The following is a 21701-nucleotide window of genomic DNA, read 5'->3' on the forward strand; positions in this document are numbered from 1 at the left end:
CAGGTTAGTTAGGGCTGTGCTTAAAACAATAGGAAAATACCATGGCATCAAGTCCACACACACAAACATTTAACGATGTTAACGAAGAGCAATTGCCCGTTGCTAATCATAAGCTTCATGGTTGGAAGCACTTTGCCGGCTTATACGCTGGTGAGCACGTTGCAGCCACCGAATTTGTTATTGGTGCAACCTTTGTTGCATTAGGCGCATCGACCATCGACATTCTATTAGGTTTATTAATTGGTAACCTATTAGCAATGTGTTCGTGGTGGTTAATTACTTCTCCAATTGCGGTAGAAACACGTTTAAGTTTATACAACTACCTAAATAAAATTGCGGGTAACTCAATGACCAAGCTCTATAACTGGGCAAACGTGGTCATATTTAGTGTGATATCCGCCGCGATGATCACGGTATCGGCAACCGCCGTTCGGTTTTTGTTTGATATACCCGCACAACTCGATTGGTATCCTAACAGCTTAGCATTTGTGGCCATTGTATTATCGGTTGGCTCTATTGTTGTATTTGTCGCTATGTATGGTTTTTCAACTGTTGCTGATTTTTCTAAAATTTGCGCGCCGTGGTTGTTTGTTATTTTTATAGCGGGCTCGTTTGCATTGTTTCCTGAGCTTTCTAATCATGTATTAGGGGTAACCACGCTAACAGGTTTTGACGACTTTATGGCAATAGGGGATTCATCAATCTGGACTGGTACCACTGCTGATGGCGAAAAAGGTATTGGCTTATTAGAGGTTATCGGTTTTGCATGGGCTGCAAACTCTATTACCCACTTTGGCTTAATTGATATGGCTATTTTTAGATTTGCCAAACGTAAAAGCTACGGTTTGTTTTCTGGCGTAGGTATGTTTTTTGGCCATTACTTAGCGTGGATCTCGGCCGGTATTATGGGCGCAGGTGTTGCGGTATTACTTAAAACCACTATTTCATCGCTTGACCCAGGTGACGTTGCTTACCACGCATTAGGCTGGACGGGTTTTGTAATTGTTATTATTGCAGGCTGGACAACAGCTAACGCTAACCTATACCGCGCAGGGCTTGCAGCACAGTCTATTTTTGTTGACCAATCACGTGAGCGTACAACCGCCATTGTGGGTGTTGTAACCGTTATTATTGCGTGTTTCCCGTTTGTATTTTCGCAAATGTTACCACTACTTACCTACGCAGGATTATTAGTAGTGCCTGTGGGCGGTATTGTATTTGCTGAGCATGTTTTATTTCCTAAAATTGGTTTAACCCGTTACTGGGCTAAATATAAAAACATTACCCGTAGCGTACCGGCTATTGCCTCTTGGGCGCTGGCACTTGTGTTTGGCTTTGGGTTAAATGCAATTGATGTAATGTCATTTTACTACCTATTTATTCCTACTTGGATATTCACCATTGTGGTTTACACCCTACTGGCTAAAAAGTACGGCGCAGGTGAAGACTACAGCAAAGAAATTGCAGCAGAAGAGCAAGAGCAAAAAGACATAAAAGAGTACCAAGCAGGACTGGCTAAAGATGTTAAAGCGCCAGTTGTTGATAACTCATTGCTAACCAAAGTGTTAAATGGTGTGTCTACTGTTTCGTTACTTATTATTTTTGGCTTTGCCAGCCAAGTCATGTTTTTTAGTGACAGCATGAGCATTTACGCAGGAAATAAAACGCAGTTTGAAATTGCCTGTTTTATTTGCACCATTATTTATTTTGCAACCGCTTACTGGTCGCTATTGCGCCATAAAGCACTCAACACTGCATCTTAAGTTAAATTTTTAATATTGTTTTAGTAAGGTCGCACCATGACGCAACACCAGCACACTGACGCTCTTGTTAAAGGGCTAAACCAACAAAGCTTGGCAGATATGCCAAGCCATGTAGATACACCAAACTACGACCGCAGCAAGCTAAAAGCGGGTATAGTACATATTGGTGTGGGCGGCTTTCACCGTGCTCACCAAGCGGTGTACATAAACGAGCTATTAAAAACGCCAGGTGCTGAACAGTGGGGTATTTGTGGTGTGGGCTTATTAGAGGGTAACCGTGGTCTGCGCGATATTTTAAAGCAGCAAGACTACCTTTACACGCTAACAGTAAGACACCCAAATGGGCAGATAGATAACAAAGTTATTGGCTCTATGATTGACTTTTTGTTTGCCCCAGAGGACAAACAAGCGGTTATTAATAAGCTTGCGCACAGCGATACGCATATTGTGTCGTTAACCATTACCGAAGGGGGTTATAACTTTAACCCTGTAACGGGTGAGTTTGATTACTCAAATCCAGACATTATTAACGACATTAATAATCCTAACGATCCAATCACGGCGTTTGGTTACATTACTGCTGCGTTAAAACTGCGTAAAGAGCAAGGCCTTGATGCGTTTACTGTACAGTCGTGCGATAACATTCAGCACAACGGTAATGTAACGCGCAAAATGCTACTTGCCTTTGCAGCTGAGCAAGATAAAGAACTAAGCGAGTGGGTTGCCGCTAATGTAACCTTTCCAAATGCAATGGTTGACCGTATTACACCGGTGTCTAAAAAGAGCGATATTGACTACGTTGTTGATGCGTACGGTGTTAGCGATGAATGGCCAATTACGTGTGAGTCGTTTACTCAATGGGTGATTGAAGACTCATTTTGCTGCGGACGCCCAGATTGGGATAGCGTAGGCGCACAATTTGTAAGTGATGTAACGCCTTATGAAACCATGAAAATACGCTTATTAAATGCAGGCCATTCGGTACTGGGTTTATTAGGCTCTGTACATGGCTATAGCACAATTGACGAAACAGTATCTGATCCTTTATTTGCGAAGTACCTACGTGCGTTTATGGATAAAGAAGTAACGCCTAACCTAGCGCAACTAGAAGGCATTGATCTTGAAATCTACAAAGACACGCTAATCGAGCGTTTTGCTAATCCAAACATTAAAGACAGCTTATCGCGCATTTGTTCAGAAAGCGCAGCAAAGCTACCTAAGTTTTTAATTGCCACTATTAACGAAAACCTAGCGCAAGGCCGTGATGTGTCTCTTGCGACTCTTGTTATTGCTGCATGGTGTTTTTACAGCGATAAAGGGGTCGATGAGCAAGGCAATACACTTGAAATAATCGATGCAATGCAAAGCGAATTGCATGAAGCCGCGGCTAAAACAGCCAGCGATGACCTTGCATTTTTGTCGCTAACAAGTTTATTTGGTGATTTAAACACGCAAAGTGCTTTTACGTCTCACTACAAAAACAACATAGAAGCGTTATACGCACCGGCAAGTAAAATTAAAGCAATTATGAATAACGTGCTTGAGCCTAAAGGTAACTAATAATGAGCATTTTAATTGATTCTAAACAAGGTAAAGACGTAAGCGTAAGTTGCTTTGGTGAAGTACTATGGGATTGTTTTGAAAACGATAAACGCTTAGGCGGCGCGCCGCTTAACATGTGTGTGCGTATTAACTCACTGGGCATTAAAGCCGACATGATAAGCGCGGTAGGTAACGATGAACTTGGTACTGAGCTATTAGGCGAAATTAAAAGCAAAGGCGTTAGCTGCGAATATATTGGCGTTAATAACGACAAAAAAACCAGCACCGTGCAAGTTACCCTAGATAAAAGCGGCTCAGCCAGCTACGAAATAGTTGCCGATACAGCATGGGATAACATTGAGCTTACAGACTCACTTATTGAAAAAGTAAAAGCCAGTGATGTATTTGTATTTGGTAGCCTAATTGGCCGAAGCGAAGCCTCACTTGCTACCTTAAACCAGTTAGTTGATGTAGCTAACTTTAAAGTGTTTGACGTAAATTTACGTGCGCCACACTACACGTTAGATACATTAGTAGATTTAATGAATAAAGCCGACTTCATCAAATTAAACGATGAAGAGCTTTACGAAATTGCCAAAGCAATGGGCTGTAAGTTCCATTCACTTGAGCAAAATTTAGCGTTTATTGCACAGCAAACAAACACCGAATACTTATGTGTAACTAAGGGCAGCCACGGTGCACTACTAACCATTAAAGGCGAAAATTACTATAACTCAGGTTATTTAATTAGCGTTGTGGATACAGTAGGTGCGGGGGATTCGTTTTTAGGGTCGTTAATTTATCAGCTTTGTAGTAGTGATTGTGCACAACATGCTGTTGATTTTGCGTGTGCAGTAGGTGCTATGGTGGCAGAAAGTGCTGGTGCTACACCTACACTTACTCATGAACAAATTAACGAGTTTATGAGCCCAGCGTAACGTAAATTACACAGCTATACCCAATCATTGTGTGTGTAAGCGGTTTTACTTTTTATAGTAAAGCCGCTTTTTTTTGCTTTTATTTTTATTAATGAAGCCGTTTAGATTAAGTGTTGAGCAAGGTGCACAAAAAGTGGCTGGTGTATTAGCTAATCGTCTTATAGCGGTGGCATTAATACTTTGTTAATGTTCGTCGATTATTCATGGATTGAAAGGCGGGGCGTTAATTACACGCTCTATACTCCAAATACAAAAAGAGAAACGTGCTTTATGATCATCTTTTTTATCTGCATAACAATCTTAATACTGGGATATAAGTTTTATAGCCCGTTTGTTGAAAAACAAGCAGGTATGGATACAACGGTTGATACACCACAAAAACGCTTTAGCGAAGGTGTTGACTATGTAGCCATTCACCCTGTGCGTGCATTTTTAATTCAGTTTTTAAATATTGCGGGTGTAGGCCCTATATTTGGCCCAATTTTAGGTGCACTTTACGGACCGGTAGCACTTGTGTGGATTGTGCTTGGTAACGTATTAGGCGGTGCAGTACACGACTTCTTCTCAGGTGTGATGAGCATTAAAGAAGATGGCAAAAGCTTACCAGAAATAGCAGGACACTATTACAACGTTGTGTTTAAAGGCTTTATGCTGATATTTACAGCCATGCTGCTGTTTTTTGTGGGCGTTGTATTTATTATGAGCCCAGCGGGCTTATTAAGTAACTTAGATGTATTTGAAGGCACTTTTTTTGCTAATAATACTTTTTGGGTTTTGGCTATTTTAGCGTACTACTTTTTAGCAACGCTGCTCCCTATTGATAAAATTATTACTAAGTTTTACCCGCTATTTGGCTTATTAATGATTGTAATGACTACATTAATAGCCGGTGCGCTATTACTCGATGCGCCACATTTACCAGTTGCAGGCGACTTTTTAGCCTACTTTGAAGCCGACCACGCGCATGACTTTTTAGAGCCAAACCCTGATGGCTTACCAACCTGGCCATTACTGTTTATTACCATTACATGTGGTGCTATTAGTGGTTTTCACTCTACCCAAGCGCCTATTATTGCCCGCTGCTTAACAAACGAAAAATACGTACGCCCTGTATATTACGGCGCAATGATGTGTGAAGGCATTGTAGGTTGTGTATGGGCACTTGCGGGTATTGCTGCATTCCCAGAAGGTTACGCTGGCTTAAAAGCATTGCTTGACCAAGGTGGCCCAGGTTTAGTGGTTAACCATGTAGCAAATAGTTACTTAGGCGTAATGGGTGGTATTATGGCCATTATTGCTGTTGCGGTGTTCCCTATTACCTCTGGCGATACGGCGTTCCGTTCACTGCGTTTAACCGTGGTTGATGCGTTTAATATTCCGCAAAGCTTACGTAATCGCTTATTACTGGCAGTGCCTATTTTAACGATTGCCTTTTTTATGACTAAATTAGATTTCTCAGTGATTTGGCGCTACTTTGCGTTTTCAAACATGCTGCTTTCAACAAGCGTACTATGGCTTGCTACTAAGTACTTGTTTGATAGACGTGCCTTTCATTGGATCACCAGCGTACCTGCTGTAATTGCAACGGGCGTAACTCTTTCGTACATAATGACCGCTGCAATTGGCTTTAATTTATCGGCCGACCTAGGCAAACCTATTGGCGCAGCAGTCGTTGTTATTGGTTTAATTGCTTTAGTTTTTGTACACTCTAAACGTAAAAAGTTAGATGTAGCATAACAGCTTAAAAATTTAAGGAAGCGAGCTTAGTAAGCTCGCTTTTTTTATGCGTAAAATTTACTCTCACACTATGCAATTTTAAAGGTAAAAAAATGAAAATAGCCGCCGATTTTTCAAAGCGTGTCGTTGTTCATAGTGAGCAGCTTGATTGGATTTCCTCACCTATGGCAGGCGTTGATAGGCGCCCTCTTGATAGAGTTGGCGCAGAAGTAGCCCGCGCTACAAGTATTGTGCGTTATGCCCCTGGCAGCGAGTTTTCGCCTCATGTGCATACAGGCGGCGAAGAATTTTTAGTACTAGAGGGCGTATTTCAAGACGAACATGGGGATTTTCCGCAAGGCTCGTATATTCGTAACCCGCCGAAATCAAAGCACAAACCAGGCTCCGATGAAGGCTGCATAATATTTGTGAAGCTCTGGCAATTTCAGCCACATGATAAAACCCACGTGCGCCTACAAACACACCACATGGGCAGCGTACAACACGCCACATTTAAAGGGCTTGCCATTACACCACTTTATAAAGATGACCTTGAAGAGGTGAGCCTATTGCATTTTGAAGCCGGTGCTAACATGCAAATTAGTGCAAGCGATGGGGCTGAGCTACTGGTGCTTGAAGGCGATATTCGTGAGCAATCAGACACTTTAACAAAGCACAGTTGGTTAAGGCTGCCTATTAATAGCGAGCTTAATATAACTGCTGGTAAGCAAGGTGCAAAAGTATGGCTTAAATTAGGCCATTTAACAGATGTAGATAAGCAAATTGAGCGAGTGCAAAACGCTTAGTAAATACCCTTATTTAGCAGTGTTGTTTGATCTAGTTCAGTACTAATTAACTTAATAGGGTGTAGTTTTATAGTTTAACTCAGTAAGTGATGGGTATTTTTGGGGTTTTTATTTTTTTAAAGGGAATAATTTCACTTTATAGGCTTTAATTAACTCCAACTTTCGTTATTAAACCCACTCACACAGGCTGTAAATAACATAAGCGCACCCGATTAAGGAGAGCTGCATGGTACACACAACACATGGTTTATCTATTGGTATTGAACGCGCAGGCCGAGAATTCTTTTTAAAATTAAAAGCAGTGGGTACACTCACTCACGAAGACTATAAAGTCATTACCCCCATGATCGACTCAGCCCTTGGCGAGGTTAAACACCCTATTGCCAACGTGCTTATTGATGCTAGCGAGCTAGAAGGCTGGGAGCTTCGCGCCGCATGGGATGATTTAAAGCTTGGCGTAAGGCATTCAAAAGAATTTAATAAAATTGCTATTTATGGCAATCAGGAATGGCAAGCCCGCATGGCCAAAATAGGCAACTGGTTTATTTCAGGTGAGGTGCAATACTACGAAAACGCCACCGCCGCTATTGATTGGCTAGATGAATAACGTGATTAAAAACGCTCTCAAGAGCGTTTTTTATTATTTAAAGCACCTTGCACTCTACTTAAGAGTTACATTACATCAGCGAGCACTGGTAACGCCGGAAAAGCACCTTTAGCTAAACACGCTTTAGAGCCACATTTAAGTGCAAAGTGCAGGGCGCCTTTTACGCTTGTTTCATCATTTAGTTTATCTGCTAGCGGTAAATCACGTCCTAGGTTATTTAAGTAGTATAAAACTCCCGCTATAAATGCATCACCCGCACTTGTTGTATCTACTGCGTTTATTTTTGGTGCCGACTCGTTAAGTGTAAATGCGCTGTGGTAAACCTTGGCAGGCTCTGGCCCGTCGGTTAAAAACACCAGTTTTACTCCCGTATTTAATAGCGTTTTAATGTAATCGTCGCCCGTTGTATCGCTATGCTGTGCTAAAAAATTAAGTTCATCACGCGAAAGTTTTACTATGTCGCAATAGGTATAACAGGCTTGTACATTGCTTGCTATATCATTTGTGTTTTGCCACAAGCTATAGCGTAAATTCACATCAAAACTAACGAGCTTATTATGTGTTTTAGCAAGTTCTAGCGCTTTAAGTGTTGTGCTGGCAATTGCGGGGGCGGTTAGGGTGTTTGAACAAAAGTGTAGGGTGCTAATGTCTTGCCAATTTATATGCGCTAAATGCGCTTGGGTTAATAATACATCGGCTGTGTTATGGCGATAAAAGCCAAAACTACGCTCGCCGGTTTCATCAAGGCTGACTATTACCATAGCGGTTTGTGAGCCTTCAATGGCAAATAAATAGTCTGTATTTACATTATATTGCGCTAATGCATTGTTTAATTGATTGGCAAAATGATCATCCCCTTTACCACCACAAAACGCGGCTTCACCACCGAGTTTTGCATAGCCAACAGCTACATTGGCAGGTGCACCGCCAGGTATAGGTAAATAGGCCGAGTTATGAGCATCTTGTGGCAGCATATCAATTAATAGCTCGCCTAAGCACAGGAGTTTTGTCATTTTGAATATCCTAAAAAGCCTAGCAAGGCTAGGCTAAAAACGTGAAGGGGGTTATTTATTCATACTTTAAAAGGCGCTACAGTGATTACTCACTGCAGCGCAATACACACATTTAGTTAAAAGCGTATTTTAAAGTAACCGACGTTGTGCGGCCGTTAATTGTACGGGCACGAATAATGTCGTTTTCAGGTACTGAACCTTCTTCAGCTTCTGTAATACCTACTGTATCGAATAGGTTGTTTACATTAAGCGCAAGGTTTAAGTTTTCTGATAAGTCGTAGCTTACAAATGCATTTACTTGCGTGTAGCCGTCAAACTTAAGGTCGTTGTTATCTTGTGCGTAAGCATCGGTTGTTCCAATAAAGCTTACACCTGCCGCGCCTTTATCGTAGCTGTAACGTGCCATTAGTGAGTAAATTAAATCCGCTTGGCGACGTGGTGTGTTACCTACAACTTCAGGGGTTAGCGCATCTTTTGCAATTTCAGCATCGGTCCAAGTAAAGTTACCTCTAAAGTCCCACGCATCCATAAAGTAAGTTGATTCTACCTCAATACCTTTTGCTTCGTATTCGCGGTCAAAAAAGGTTTGCGAAGTTGCTTCAAAGTTTTGCTCTTCTGTTTCTGCATAGAAGGCCGTTGCAAATACTGAGAACGAATCAAAACGTTTTTTCACACCAATCTCAAATTGATTTACCTCATCTACTGCATCTTCGTCAGCAACACTGCCGTCACTGCGTACTTTACCAAATAACAAACGGTCTGCATTGGCACGGCCGCCTTTACTGATACGCGCAAACGTAGCAAGGCTTGGGTCAATTTGGTAGTTAGCACCCACTGAGTAAGATGAGTAGCTCCAATCGTAATTTACTGGGCTGGCGTTAGCTATATCAATACCAGCTACGTTTTGCTCAGGAATAGAAATAGTGCCATCGCGGTTCATATCTACTGTTGAAGTTACAGCACCCGCGTAGTTACCGCGTGCTTCACCGCTGTCGTAGCGGGCGCTTGCATCAATGCTTACATCACCAAGTTTTGTTGAAAAGGCAACGTACGGGGCGCGTGTATCGTACTCGGTGTCGTAATCGCGCTGACAACAGTTACCCCAATAAGGCGTGCCATAAGCGTATAAACCATTTTCTGAATATTCAGTGCCATCGGCTGCGGTTACATTTAAAAGTGCAGCATTGTCGCCTTTAAGCTCCATTAAGTACGAGTTCCATAACCACGACATCGCAATATTTTGTGTAGAGGCAAAGTAACCAAAAGTTAGGCTGGTGTCATCGCTAAACGATTTAGTTAGTTTAAAGTCGTTAACAATAGATCCAAAGTCATTAAGCGTTACATCAAAAGTGTGAATACGCATAGCAAGTTCATCATTAAACGCCTCACCCGTATTTGCGTTACTCAGTGTTGCACCTGCACCACCAATACTTTGTGCAATAGACGATGCACTGCCAACTTCCGCAGGAATTAGCGAGTTAAAGTTGCCGCTAATTGACGATTTACGAAAACGGTTTTCGATACGCCAATCGTTATCTAAATCAAATACAGCTTCAAAACCTACCGCATCTACATTAGGGTTCATGCCGTCGCGTAAATCGCCACTGCTAATTTGGTTTTCGCCATTTAAGCGCACTGTTTTAGTAAATAAAGCAGAGTGTGGTGTATCTGATTGTGCATCAAATCCTGCAATAGAATCACCATTTGAGTACATTGGCATAGGTAAGTAACCTACGCTTTTATCGTCTAGGTGTTTGTAGTAAAGGCGTACGTAGCCGCTTTCAAAATCTTTAGTAAGGTTAGCTTTAATTTGGCCACCCTTATTTGATGTGTAGCCTGTTTCGCGCGGGCCTTCGCCTTGGCGTACAAAACCGCCTACATGAAAACGTACACTATCGGTTAAGTAGGTGCCGTATTCAAAGTCGGTGCGAACACTGTCGTAATCAAGGCCAACAGTAGAAGATACGCTACCCGATTCGTTTTCGCCGTTTTTAGAAATAAAATTAATAATGCCACCGGGTGCATTACTAGCCGAGGTAGAGGCAGAGCCACCACGGATTGATTCGATTGTTTGCACCGTGTTATCAAGGCGCATAAAAATATCGGCGTTACCAAAGGCAACATCACCAAACTGCATCACAGGCAGGCCATCTTCTTGCAGTTGTAAAAACTTAGCGCCACCCGAGGCTACAGGTAAACCACGCACTGCAATATTTGCGTTACCTTCACCGCCTGTTGATTCAGCGCGAACGCCCGGGATAATTCTAAATGCCTCAGCCGTTGAGCGCGGTGTAGATACCTCTACTTGTTCAAGCGATAAACTGCTTACTGATGAACTCGACGCCATAATAGTTGTGCGGCGAGGAACGCCGGTAACAACAATTGTTTCAAGCCCTTGGTTAGCTTGCACTTTGGTTTCTTGCTCGTCTTGTGCATGAACGCCTTGGCTTACTGCAAGTGCTAAGGCACTGATTAAATATAAAGGTGTGTGGTGTGTTGTCATGTTAACGCCTCATTGTGTTGTGTGAGTTTGTTATTTTTACTTAATCGATTAAGTAAAAATAACAAAGTTTTTACAATAAGCAAATTATTTTTGTGTGTAATTTGCTCTTATTTTATTTTTGTATTGATTTTAAAGGTGTTTTTTATACTGGTTTGAGCAGCTATTTATGCATTTTTAGTTAATGCTTTTGCCGCAGGGTCGCGGTAAAAGTTATAAAGCATGGCTAAAAATAAGATCACAGCAAAGCCGGTAGCTAAGTAAAAGCCATAACGTACGTGGCCAAAGTAATCACTTATCACGCCCATAAATAAAGGTGCCAATGCGGCCGAAAGCGCGGTAAAAAATAAAATAACACCAGCTACTGCACCATGTTGTGCAACAGGAAAGCACGATATACCTTTAGAGTTTAAAGTAGGGTAAACCATCGACATAAATAAACCTGAAAGCGGAAGTAATCCTACAGCCCAATCCACACCGCCTACCAAAGTGCCTACATAACACAGTGCGATACCTAAACTTAAATATGCCATAACGCCCTGCCAGCTAAAGTGATTTAAAAGCCATACAGCAATAAAGCGCCCAGCAGCACGTAATACAAAAAATACAGTAAGTGCGTAGGTTGCAAGTAAAGGCCACGAGCCTGTGTAATCTTTTAAAAGGGTTGGCATCCACACGTAAATCGCAACCTCGGTTGCCACATACAAGGCAATTGCTAGTGAAAAACCAAGTGCGTACGGGTTTTTAATCATTTTCATGGTGGTGGCAAGTGAAGCGGGCTTCTCTGTATTTTTGACAACGGCAGGGTAGTCGGCGCGCCATGCCATTAATGCTAAAATTAAGCACATAACACCGGCAATAATATAAAGGTAAGTCCAGCTCACGTTTTGAGTAAGTAGTACGCCTACCAGCGCAGGGCCAACTATAGCGCCAATTCCAAAAAAGCCTTCTACTTTATTCATGGTTTTGGTGTGCTCTGCGTTACTTGCTGAAATATCGCCAAGTAGCGCTAATGCACCCGTTTTAAATAAACCAATGGCTAAACCTATACAGCAAAGCAAAATTAAAAAAACCGAAAAACAGTTACTAAAGGCGAATAAAAAACAACTACCCGAAAAAATAAGTAAGCCCAGCATTATGGTTTGTTTGCGGCCTAGGCTGTCGGCTAAAAACCCTAAAAATAAGCCGCTAAAGGCAATCAGTGCCATAGGTGCGTAATGAAAAGCACTGGCTTGGGTCATGCTTAAACCAAAGTCTGTGATTAACTCGGGGATGATCATACCGACCGCATCAGAGGTCATCGCAAACATAAAAAACATCATGTAAGTGAGTATTCGTATGCGCTGCATTGGGTCGCTTTGCGTGTGTGTGTTTAAATTCGTCATGTGATTTTTCCTCGTTGTGGCTCAAGTTATAGTAATAACTCAATCACTTACTCTGATTAGTATTACCTTTGTCACAACTTTTGTATGTAAAATATTTAAAAATTACTTGTAAAATTGTACGTGCTAGTTAAAGATATATCTTAATCGATTAAGTTTCAACTTGGTAATCACACATGATGAAGAATAAAGTTCAATTGATCACATACGCTGATCGAATCACAGGGCAAGATATAAACGCACTGACAACACTATTAAAAGGGCCTTTAGAGGGCGTATTTGGTGGTGTGCATTTACTGCCTTTTTATAATCCTATTGACGGAAGCGATGCGGGTTTTGATCCGATTGACCACAGCGAAGTAGATTCTCGCATTGGTACATGGGCTGATATTCAAGCACTGGGTGAAAACCATGACCTAATGGCCGATTTAATCGTTAACCATGTATCGGCGCAGTCTTATCAGTTTCAAGATGTGCTAGCAAAAGGCAAGCAATCAGAATTTTGGGATTTGTTTTTAACAAAAGAAGACGTTTTTCCAAATGGTATGAGCGAGCAAGAGCAACAAGCAATTTATCGCCCGCGCCCAGGGAGCTGTTTTACGCCAATGCAGTGTGGCGATGGTCAAACGTATGATTTTTGGACCACGTTTACCGATAACCAAATTGACATAAACGTAAAAGTTGAAGCGGGTATTGCGTATTTAAATAACGTATTAACTAAGTTTTCTGAAAATAACGTAAATATTATTCGTTTAGATGCAGCGGGCTATGCAATTAAACAAGCCGGTACAAATTGTTTTATGCTAGACGAAACTTTTGGCTACCTAGATAACCTCTCAAAGCAAGCAAACGAGCTTGGCATGGAAACCATTGCCGAAATACACAGCCACTACCAAACACAAGTAGAAGTAGCAAAGCGTGTAAATATGGTTTACGACTTTGCATTACCGCCGCTTATTTTACACAGCTTATTTAATAACGATGTAGATGCATTACTTAAATGGTTACAAATTTCACCACGTAACTGTTTAACGGTACTTGATACGCACGACGGTATAGGCATTATTGATGCAGGCCCAATGGGCGACAAGCCAGGGCTATTAAATGCTCAGCAAATAGATACCCTTGTAGAAACCATGCATGCCAACAGCAATAACCAAAGCCGCCAAGCTACGGGTGCTGCTGCCAGTAACGTTGATTTATACCAAGTAAATTGCACGTATTACAATGCATTAGGCGCTAACGATTTAGATTATTTGATTTCGCGTGCCATACAGTTTTTTGCCCCCGGTGTGCCGCAAGTGTACTACGGCGGTTTATTTGCCTGCGAAAACGATATGGATTTACTTGCGCGTACCAATGTGGGCCGTGATATTAACCGCCCGTATTTAAATACTGAAACAATTGAGCATGCACTCAATAAACCTGTAGTAAAAGGTTTAATTGAGCTCATTAAATTACGTAATGAACACCCCGCTTTTGCAGGCGAGTTTAGTGCTCATGGTGCAGAGGGAGAGTGTTGTTTAACATGGCAACTAGAAGAAAAGTCTATTGCATTAAGCGTTAACTTTAAAACACGCGATGCGTTGATTACTCAAGTTAATGGGGATGAAGAAACAACGATAAGTTTAAACGCATTGTTAGTTTAACAGGCTATTAAAACATAAAAGCCAAGCTCAAAAGCTTGGCTTTTGTTTGCCCAATCCTTTTTAACATAACCTATTAACCGCTTGCGCCAATATCTAGCTCGTAACTTACATCACATATTTTTTCTTCTTTTGATATAAAGAGCTCGGCGGCAATTACGCCTTTTTCTTGGCTGTTTTGATGAATAGTGGTTAGGCGCGGCACAAAACGAGCGGCTTCGTCTATTCCATCAAAGCCGACAATACGCAGTTCTTCACCTATTTTTATGCCTTGTTTTATCGCTTCTCGCATGGTGGCAAGGGCAATTAAATCACTCATACAAATTATAACGTTAGGGCGAGGGGAGGCACTTAACACCTCTTTAGCGGCAATGTTAGCAAAACGCTCGCTGCTCTCAGGTATATTCCAAATGCGGTCATCAGCCACCGTTATATTTGCCTCACTTAGAGCACGTTGATAACCCCGTAAACGTTGGTGCGAAATAGATTGCCCCGTTTCAAATTCGTGATGTTCATATACGCGGCATAACACGTTTTCATCAAGTAACCTTAAGCCTAAAATAGCGACTTTATCGCTTGTTTTTTTTAAAACATGCTTGGCTATTTCGTAACTTGCTTGCTCGTTATTTATATTTACTGAGGCATTGCGGGCTATATCAAAATCAATAGTGACCACATGTTTAGAGACCGTTTTTAACTGTTCAACTAATGCGTTATTTCGAGGGCGGCCATAACAAATAAAGCCATCAACAAAGTCGACCACGCTGTTAAGGTTATCGCTATTTCCTGAAAACAATAAAACATTAATGCCGTTTTTTTCAAGCACCGAGGTTACACCCCGCATAAAGCTACTGGCCACAGGGTCCGATACCATATATTCCACACTATCGGGCAGCACTAACGCTACAATATTAAACGTACCACTGCGAAGCGATTGCGCGGCTTTATTGGGCCCGTAATAGCCCAAGGTTTTGCACGCTGCAAGAATATCGTCTCGGCGTTTAGCCGATAGCTGATCAGGGCGATTAAACGCATTAGAGACTGTTGCGTTAGATACACCTAACTCTTTAGCAATACTTTTTAGGGTCCAGCGGGTTTGCTTACTCATACCAATTCTTTACTCAATACTCATGTTAATAAACTAACATATTCAGGGCGTTAGCAAAGTAAAAAATAAGGTTTTAGCCTTAATGCCGGCACTCTTTAGGCGCAATGCCAAAGGTTTGTTTAAATACACGACTAAAGTGGCTCGCGCTATTAAACCCAACATCAAAACACACTTGGCTAATTGCATGGCCTTGTAGTAATTGATTGCGGGCTTTTTTAAGTCTTAATTGTTGCTGCCAAAGGGCTGGGGTAGTGCCAAATGCCAATTTAAACTGCTTATAAAACTTACTGCGGCTCATGCAGGCTATTTTGCACAAGGTATTTATGTCGAGCGTTTCGTTTAAGTGCTCTTCAATATAAAGCAGTGCATCGCTTATTTTTGTTTTAAGGCGTGGTTTATCGCTATTAGCGAGTAATAAATCGCGACTTTGTTGTTGTAACAACCGGGCGATCAATTCGTTTAATGACAAGTCAATTAAGTAATGTCGCTGTGCGCCTTGTTCGCTAAATAAATGCACCATGCGCTCTAATAATTGCTGTGTTTGGCTATTATGTTGGCTATGCACCAATTGCGGCACATACTCGAATAAGCCGCCATCGTGTGCAAAGCTTTGCTGCATGTTAAGCGCATTTGCCACAGCGTTTATTTTATCTTTGCTTATTTCAATTGCTAAACAAGTGGTTGGGGCGTGCATTGATGCCTGTGGAAAATCAATTAATACACCTTGCTCTGGCGCTAATACAAACGACTCGTGGGGTAAAAATGCTTTATGGTATTGGCTACTTTCTACGTGCATTACTTTTTTACCGCTGAGCATGGCACAAAACAGTAACTCGTTTGAATGCAGTGCCACCTTTTGTGCGCTTTGGTACGTGTCGTAAATACTCAACTCGCTGTTATCTGCTGCAAATGTCACTTTATTTTCTATTAAAACATCAAGTTGTTGGCGTTTTTTGTTTAACTGAGATGTGTGCATATCAATCCTTTAAATTTTTATTAGTGTGGACTCACAGACAACTTTTATGGACAGCTAATCAAGTTTTTAGGTGCTCGTTAGGCTAATGTCAAACTAAATATAAAGCATTTTGTTTTATATAAATGTTCGACCTTTAGCTAACAACAATAAAGAGAGCACACACATGATATATGCAAATCCAGGCAGCGATGGCGCACTCGTAAACTTTAAAAAACAATACGGTAATTACATTGGCGGGGAGTGGGTAAAGCCTGTAAACGGCCAATACTTTGATAATATAAGCCCAGTAAACGGTAAGGTATTTTGCCAAATACCTCGCTCCGACAAAGACGATATAAACCTAGCACTCGACAAAGCGCATGCAGTGCGAGAGCAGTGGGGCACAACCTCGGTGACCGAGCGCAGTAATATACTGTTAAAAATAGCCGACCGAATTGAGCAAAACCTAGAGCTACTAGCTGTTGCCGAAACATGGGATAACGGTAAAGCCATTCGCGAAACACTCGCGGCTGATATTCCGCTCGCGGCCGATCATTTTCGCTATTTTGCAGGGTGCCTGCGCTCGCAAGATGGCAGTATTGGCGAAATTGACGAAACCACGGTGGCATATCATTTTCACGAACCGTTAGGTGTGGTTGGGCAAATTATTCCATGGAACTTCCCTATTTTAATGGCCGCATGGAAACTTGCACCGGCACTTGCTGCAGGTAACTGTGTGGTACTAAAACCTGCCGAGCAAACACCGGCCTCTATTTTAGTTTTAATGGACATTATTGGTGACTTACTGCCTGCAGGCGTGCTCAATATTGTAAATGGCTTTGGTAAAGAAGCAGGCGAAGCACTGGCCACAAGCAAACGCATTGCTAAAATTGCATTTACAGGCTCTACACCTGTTGGCTCACATATTTTAAAATGTGCTGCTAAAAACATTATTCCCTCTACAGTAGAGCTTGGCGGTAAATCGCCCAATATATTTTTTAATGATGTAATGGAAAAAGACGACGCGTTTTTATCAAAAGCCATAGAAGGCGCCGTACTTGCTTACTTTAACCAAGGCGAGGTATGTACCTGCCCGTCACGATTATTTATTCAAGAAGATATATACGAGCAATTTATTGAGCGAATACTCGAGCGCACTCAACAAATTAAACGCGGTAACCCACTCGACAGCGACACCATGGTGGGCGCTCAAGCTTCAAAAGCACAGTTTGATAAAATACTGAGTTACATAGACATAGGTAAAAAAGAAGGTGCAGAGGTACTTACAGGTGGCAATGTAGAGCAGCTAAATGACGATTTAAACGGCGGTTATTATATACAACCTACGCTGCTTAAAGGCACCAACGACATGCGTGTGTTTCAAGAAGAAATTTTTGGCCCTGTTATTTCAATGTCGACCTTTAAAGATGAAGCCGAAGCACTTGAACTTGCCAACAGCTCAGAATTTGGTTTAGGCGCAGGGGTGTGGAGCCGAAACATGAACCGTGCTTATACCATGGGTCGTAAAATAGAAGCAGGGCGAGTGTGGACCAACTGCTATCACATGTACCCAGCACATGCTGCGTTTGGTGGTTATAAAAAATCAGGAATAGGGCGCGAAACGCACAAACTGGCACTCGATCACTACCAACAAACTAAAAATTTATTAGTGAGCTACAGTGAAGATCCGCTCGGCTTTTTTTGATAAAACAGTTCAAGCTTAAACACAACAACCATTAAGTAATGAGGGCGCTGCATATTTGCAGCGCTTTTTATTCACAGTACTCACAACGCTACTTTAAGCGTGTTGTAATATATAAGTACAATACCAGCCGCGTTCAAAACGTTAAAACCTAAGCGTTTTAATAACTCATCACCTGCGTTAAAAACGATTTTACGATATTAACTCTTTATAAAAGTTGCTCTAAAAATGTGCAGTGATTTATGCATTGTCGGATATTACAGATCTCCCCCATTTAGGTGCATTACAGCATTAACGGAGATTTCTTTATAGTTAACTAATTGTTTACAGGTGGTTATTTGCTAGCTAAGATAAATGCATTGTAATATAGGGACATTTGTCGGTTTATAAAACGACAAATGTCGTAGACAAAGTTGTTAGGCATACAATGAAATCTATCTGCGGAATCATATTTTTGATGCTCAGTTCAACAACTTTTGCGAGCGAATGCAAAGTTGATGAGGCTAAGTTTGCTAACCAAGTTAAACTCGTAGAACAGGGCTATGGCAATTTTATTGTAACAGCGCCAATTGAATTAGAGTCAAAGCCATTTCAAACTATGTATTTAGTTATCGAAAACAAAAATAAGGCTCCTTTAATCCAAGGGGAGCTACGCACTACAATAAACAATGACTTGGCTATGGCTCACATTAATGTAACTGAGAATAACGGTTTAAACGCACATATTACTATTTATTGGGAGCCTCAAGGTGGTGGTTGCCCAATCATTGTTAGAAAATCGGTTTAAAGTATGCCTAACAAGGCGCTCAAGAACGGACAAACAACAGTTGGCTTTTGCTCGTTCCTCGCTAATTTTAGCCAACAATTTTTTGCCGCTTAGCGTGGCGTTAGGTGCTTCTGAGAAATCAATGGTCAAATCAGAGATAAGACAGTTCTTAAAAGAAATCCGCACTAAATTTCCTGACGTTGTGTCTCTCATGGAAAAACATGAAAAATGGGCACTCACATTCCTAATGGAAGAGTTCGCAAATTTGACAACCATTTTGTTTAACCAAGGTAATTTAGAAGAAGCATTAGAACAGTTGCAGTACATGAGCGAAAAACTAGATACTGCATCCAAAGCAGAATTCGATTACATAGATGTATATTATGCAGAGCACTTATTCTGGAAAGGTACAAAAGAAGGTATTGAGCGTGGCTGGCCTCTCGTGCCAGATAATCTCAAAAAACTATACTTGGGCTTTCATGGTAAAGCCCCTAGGGTAGTGGTTTAAATATGCACGTACCTAATAACCCAATCAACACACTCACTTCGTTCGATGGGACGAAAACACATGGGCTGCGTCGCTTCGATCCAAATTATAGCCCATGTGTTTCCGCCCCTAAGCAGGGTGCTAGGAGGTGCTCTAGATAGTATGCAGAATATAAATCCATGGCTTTGGTCAGCTTTTGTTTTGTCTCTTTCAGGAATCTTTTTTAGATGGGTGTTTGGTAATACGTTTGTGAGCTTTTTTCTTGCCGTATTGCTAGCTTTAGTGATAGTGCCTTTAGTTAAAAAAATTTAGAGAAAGAATTAACAAAACTCCCACCTTATACTTTCCTCTTTAAAAAGCCTAGATCCTAATAGGCTAAATAAAGTGGGTGCCATTATAATTTGGTGTCTTGGCATAAATTAAAAATTATTCGTAAAGAGACCCATTAATAAAAGATAACCCCTGAATCTGTATGGCAGGTTTAGTTGCACAGTGTTGTTTGTTTTATTAAGGTGACTACCTAGTTTGTGTGATTCAGGTAGCTGATTAGTTTATATGATTATTAGTATATTCAGCACCTTAAGTAGAGGGAAATATGTTTTTTGAATCGTGGAGTGAAATAGCGCGCATTGTTACTACAACCTTGATTATTTATCCCTTTTTAATCCTAGCGACGCATTTATTGGGTAAACGCTCATTTGCTAAAATGAACAACTTTGACTGGATAATCACCGTAGCGGCAGGCTCCATCTTAGGTTCTGCTATCTTATTGAAAGACGTGGTAATAGTTGAGGTTTTAGTCGCGGTAAGCCTACTTCTCTTTTTACAATATCTACTCACTTGGATCAGCGCCCATTTTTCGACGTTCGACAAAGTAGTAAAAACCGCTCCACAATTAGTTTTTTTCGACGGTGAATATATAGAGGCTGCTATGAAAGACACTCGTCTCACCAGCACCGAGGTGGAAGCGAGTGTTCGAAAAGCCGGTTTTGGTGATTTAAGTAAAGTTATGGCGGTGGTTTTCGAGGCCGACGGTGAGTTAAGTATTGTGCCGAAAAGTGAAAACTATGATCAACTGATTACGAAGTTACGCAATCCCCAAGATTAATTGGCATGGCTTTTTTACTGTATCAGACACATTACTCACCTACTAAATAAGGTTGGACGATTCTTAAGTTTTTACTTAGGTGCTAGGTATGTATTTACATATGTACCTTAAATCGCTTTTTTAGTATTGTTAATGAACAATAACGTAACCAGTAATTTGTTTTTAGCTTAAACGGATTTTCATGACTATAAAAACAAAAATAACCATTTTGTATTGCTCCCAATATTCCTACTACCAGCAGTTGTAAATGCCGCACAAGAGCCAATTATACCTACTACACCTGAGCAGTGGCGCAGTATAACAGAGCGCGATATTGAGGCAGCATATAGCATTACCGCACATAATCATCCCGGTATGTTTGATGCCAACAACGCCGCGTTTCCTGATTTATTAAAACAAGCAAAAGCGGAGGCACTTACATTGTCGGCTCAAGCGAGTGGGCCGCAGGTTCATGCGGCGGCAATCTCTCGTTTTAGCACTATATTACAAGATGGCCACGCCGGTGCGTTTTCAAGCGTAGATAGACCCGCGCGCCGCTGGCCGGGCTTTAGAACTGTGTGGCGAGGTGATGCGCTAAAAGTGTATTACAGTGAAAACAAAAATATTAGTAAAGGTGATGTTGTAAGCCAATGTGATGGGCAAAATACAGATACCTTAATGCGCAAGAGAGTATTTAAGTTTCATGGTGAAGTTGCACAGCCTGGCCATTGGTGGCAGCAAGGTTGGCGGTTACTCATTGACGAGGGCAATCCATTTTTAACTCCCCTAAAAGAATGCGAATTTGTTAAAGCTAATGGCGATACCTATACACACGTATTAAATTGGTCTGTAAGGCCTAAGTCAGCCTGCAAGCATTTAGAAAACGCCTACAACGGTGATGAACTCCCCATTGATTTAACCTGGCCTGAAAAAAACATTGCGTGGATTGCTATGCCTAGCTTTTCATCAACCGATAAACAAACTGTTGCCTACAATAAAGTGTTTGAAAAAATACAACAGCAACGTAGCAAGTTACTTACTGCAAAAGCTGTGGTGTTAGATTTGCGCCATAACCAAGGTGGCTCATCTTATTGGAGCTCACAAATAGCCAAAGAACTTTGGGGCAAAAAAAAGTAGAACAAAAAGTAAATAATACTTCTCAAAACACGCAAGTGTGGTGGAGAGCATCAAAGGATAATACCGACCATGTAGTGTCTTTATTAGAGGTTGTAAAAAATCAGCCTGAATTATTGAAAATAGTTAAAATCACAGCTGCGGGTATGGCTTTATCACTTAAAAGTGGTGATCCATTTTATGTAGAGCAAGAAACTTATACGCTAAATAACATACCACAAAAGCCTTTAACTAGTGACTTTAAAACCAAGGTGTTTGTTATTGTTCCGCCGCAGTGCGCCAGTGCTTGTTTAGATGCGCTTGATAAGTTTAAGCTTTTTGAAAATACAACGTTATTCGGTGCACCAAGTAGTGCTGATTCTATGTATATGGAAGTACGCTTAGCTGATTTACCTTCAGGGTTGGGGAAAGTGATTGTACCTAACAAAGTATACGTAAACAGAGCGCGAGGGGCCGGGGATTTTTACAAGCCCGATGTGGCTTATAACGACATTGATTGGACAACCAATGTATTGCTTGAGCAAATAAAAGCGTTATAAAAAAGCCGCT

The 21701-nt window shown here is 41.3% G+C and carries 16 protein-coding genes and 1 pseudogene; 12 read left to right on the forward strand and 5 right to left on the reverse strand.

Going from position 1 to position 21701, the window contains the following annotated elements:
• The first annotated feature begins 41 nt into the window (after positions 1-41).
• The 6 genes from AN393_RS04180 (at position 42) to AN393_RS04205 (ending at position 7372) form a co-directional block, all read left to right on the forward strand.
• The gene (locus tag AN393_RS04180; RefSeq protein WP_055017410.1) at positions 42-1763 is read left to right on the forward strand and encodes a cytosine permease; all 1722 of its coding nucleotides are present in this window, start codon (positions 42-44) and stop codon (positions 1761-1763) included.
• A 36-nt stretch (positions 1764-1799) separates the two neighbouring features.
• Complete coding sequence (locus tag AN393_RS04185) at positions 1800-3323, forward strand: mannitol dehydrogenase family protein (RefSeq protein WP_055017411.1); 1524 nt, start codon at positions 1800-1802, stop codon at positions 3321-3323.
• A gap of 2 nt (positions 3324-3325) precedes the next feature.
• Positions 3326-4243 carry a carbohydrate kinase gene (locus tag AN393_RS04190; RefSeq protein ID WP_055014513.1) on the forward strand — a complete coding sequence of 306 codons (918 nt, stop codon included), beginning with the start codon at positions 3326-3328 and terminating at the stop codon, positions 4241-4243.
• A 270-nt stretch (positions 4244-4513) separates the two neighbouring features.
• A complete protein-coding gene (locus AN393_RS04195) occupies positions 4514-5980 on the forward strand; it encodes a carbon starvation protein A (RefSeq protein WP_055017412.1) in 1467 nt (488 codons plus the stop codon).
• A 92-nt stretch (positions 5981-6072) separates the two neighbouring features.
• Entirely contained in the window at positions 6073-6765 is a 693-nt protein-coding gene (locus AN393_RS04200) for a cupin domain-containing protein (RefSeq protein WP_055017413.1), read from the forward strand.
• Between the two features lie 226 nt (positions 6766-6991).
• Positions 6992-7372, forward strand: a complete 381-nt coding sequence (locus AN393_RS04205; RefSeq protein ID WP_024032784.1) for an STAS/SEC14 domain-containing protein — start codon at positions 6992-6994, stop codon at positions 7370-7372.
• 65 nt (positions 7373-7437) lie between these two features.
• On the opposite strand, the gene AN393_RS04210 is transcribed toward AN393_RS04205, so the two are convergent.
• From AN393_RS04210 to AN393_RS04220, 3 genes are all read right to left on the reverse strand, one after another.
• Positions 7438-8385 carry a carbohydrate kinase gene (locus AN393_RS04210; RefSeq protein ID WP_055017414.1) on the reverse strand — a complete coding sequence of 316 codons (948 nt, stop codon included), beginning with the start codon at positions 8383-8385 and terminating at the stop codon, positions 7438-7440.
• A 112-nt stretch (positions 8386-8497) separates the two neighbouring features.
• A complete protein-coding gene (locus tag AN393_RS04215) occupies positions 8498-10888 on the reverse strand; it encodes a TonB-dependent receptor (protein WP_055017415.1) in 2391 nt (796 codons plus the stop codon).
• A 164-nt stretch (positions 10889-11052) separates the two neighbouring features.
• Positions 11053-12270, reverse strand: a complete 1218-nt coding sequence (locus AN393_RS04220; RefSeq protein ID WP_055017416.1) for a sugar MFS transporter — start codon at positions 12268-12270, stop codon at positions 11053-11055.
• A gap of 173 nt (positions 12271-12443) precedes the next feature.
• Here AN393_RS04220 and gtfA point away from each other — a divergent pair, with 173 nt between their 5' ends.
• On the forward strand, positions 12444-13916 hold the full coding sequence (gene gtfA, locus AN393_RS04225; protein WP_082422664.1) for a sucrose phosphorylase: 1473 nt from the start codon (positions 12444-12446) through the stop codon (positions 13914-13916).
• Positions 13917-13989: 73 nt separating this feature from the next.
• On the opposite strand, the gene AN393_RS04230 is transcribed toward gtfA, so the two are convergent.
• Together AN393_RS04230 and AN393_RS04235 are read right to left on the reverse strand one after the other, a co-directional pair.
• Positions 13990-15021, reverse strand: a complete 1032-nt coding sequence (locus tag AN393_RS04230; RefSeq protein ID WP_055017417.1) for a LacI family DNA-binding transcriptional regulator — start codon at positions 15019-15021, stop codon at positions 13990-13992.
• A gap of 79 nt (positions 15022-15100) precedes the next feature.
• A complete protein-coding gene (locus AN393_RS04235; RefSeq protein ID WP_055017418.1) occupies positions 15101-15997 on the reverse strand; it encodes an AraC family transcriptional regulator in 897 nt (298 codons plus the stop codon).
• A 163-nt stretch (positions 15998-16160) separates the two neighbouring features.
• Here AN393_RS04235 and AN393_RS04240 point away from each other — a divergent pair, with 163 nt between their 5' ends.
• The 5 genes and pseudogenes from AN393_RS04240 (at position 16161) to AN393_RS20710 (ending at position 21691) form a co-directional block, all read left to right on the forward strand.
• On the forward strand, positions 16161-17681 hold the full coding sequence (locus AN393_RS04240) for an aldehyde dehydrogenase family protein (RefSeq protein WP_055017419.1): 1521 nt from the start codon (positions 16161-16163) through the stop codon (positions 17679-17681).
• A 454-nt stretch (positions 17682-18135) separates the two neighbouring features.
• Positions 18136-18465 carry a hypothetical protein gene (locus AN393_RS04245; protein WP_055017420.1) on the forward strand — a complete coding sequence of 110 codons (330 nt, stop codon included), beginning with the start codon at positions 18136-18138 and terminating at the stop codon, positions 18463-18465.
• A gap of 121 nt (positions 18466-18586) precedes the next feature.
• Positions 18587-18952 (forward strand): hypothetical protein, encoded by a 366-nt coding sequence (locus tag AN393_RS04250; protein WP_055017479.1) that lies wholly within the window; start codon positions 18587-18589, stop codon positions 18950-18952.
• Positions 18953-19526: 574 nt separating this feature from the next.
• Complete coding sequence (locus tag AN393_RS04260) at positions 19527-20039, forward strand: DUF421 domain-containing protein (RefSeq protein ID WP_055017422.1); 513 nt, start codon at positions 19527-19529, stop codon at positions 20037-20039.
• Between the two features lie 181 nt (positions 20040-20220).
• Positions 20221-21691 (forward strand): annotated as a pseudogene (locus AN393_RS20710) (S41 family peptidase).
• Positions 21692-21701 lie beyond the last annotated feature (10 nt).

The organism is Pseudoalteromonas sp. P1-25 (assembly GCF_001401805.1).
GTDB lineage: Bacteria > Pseudomonadota > Gammaproteobacteria > Enterobacterales > Alteromonadaceae > Pseudoalteromonas.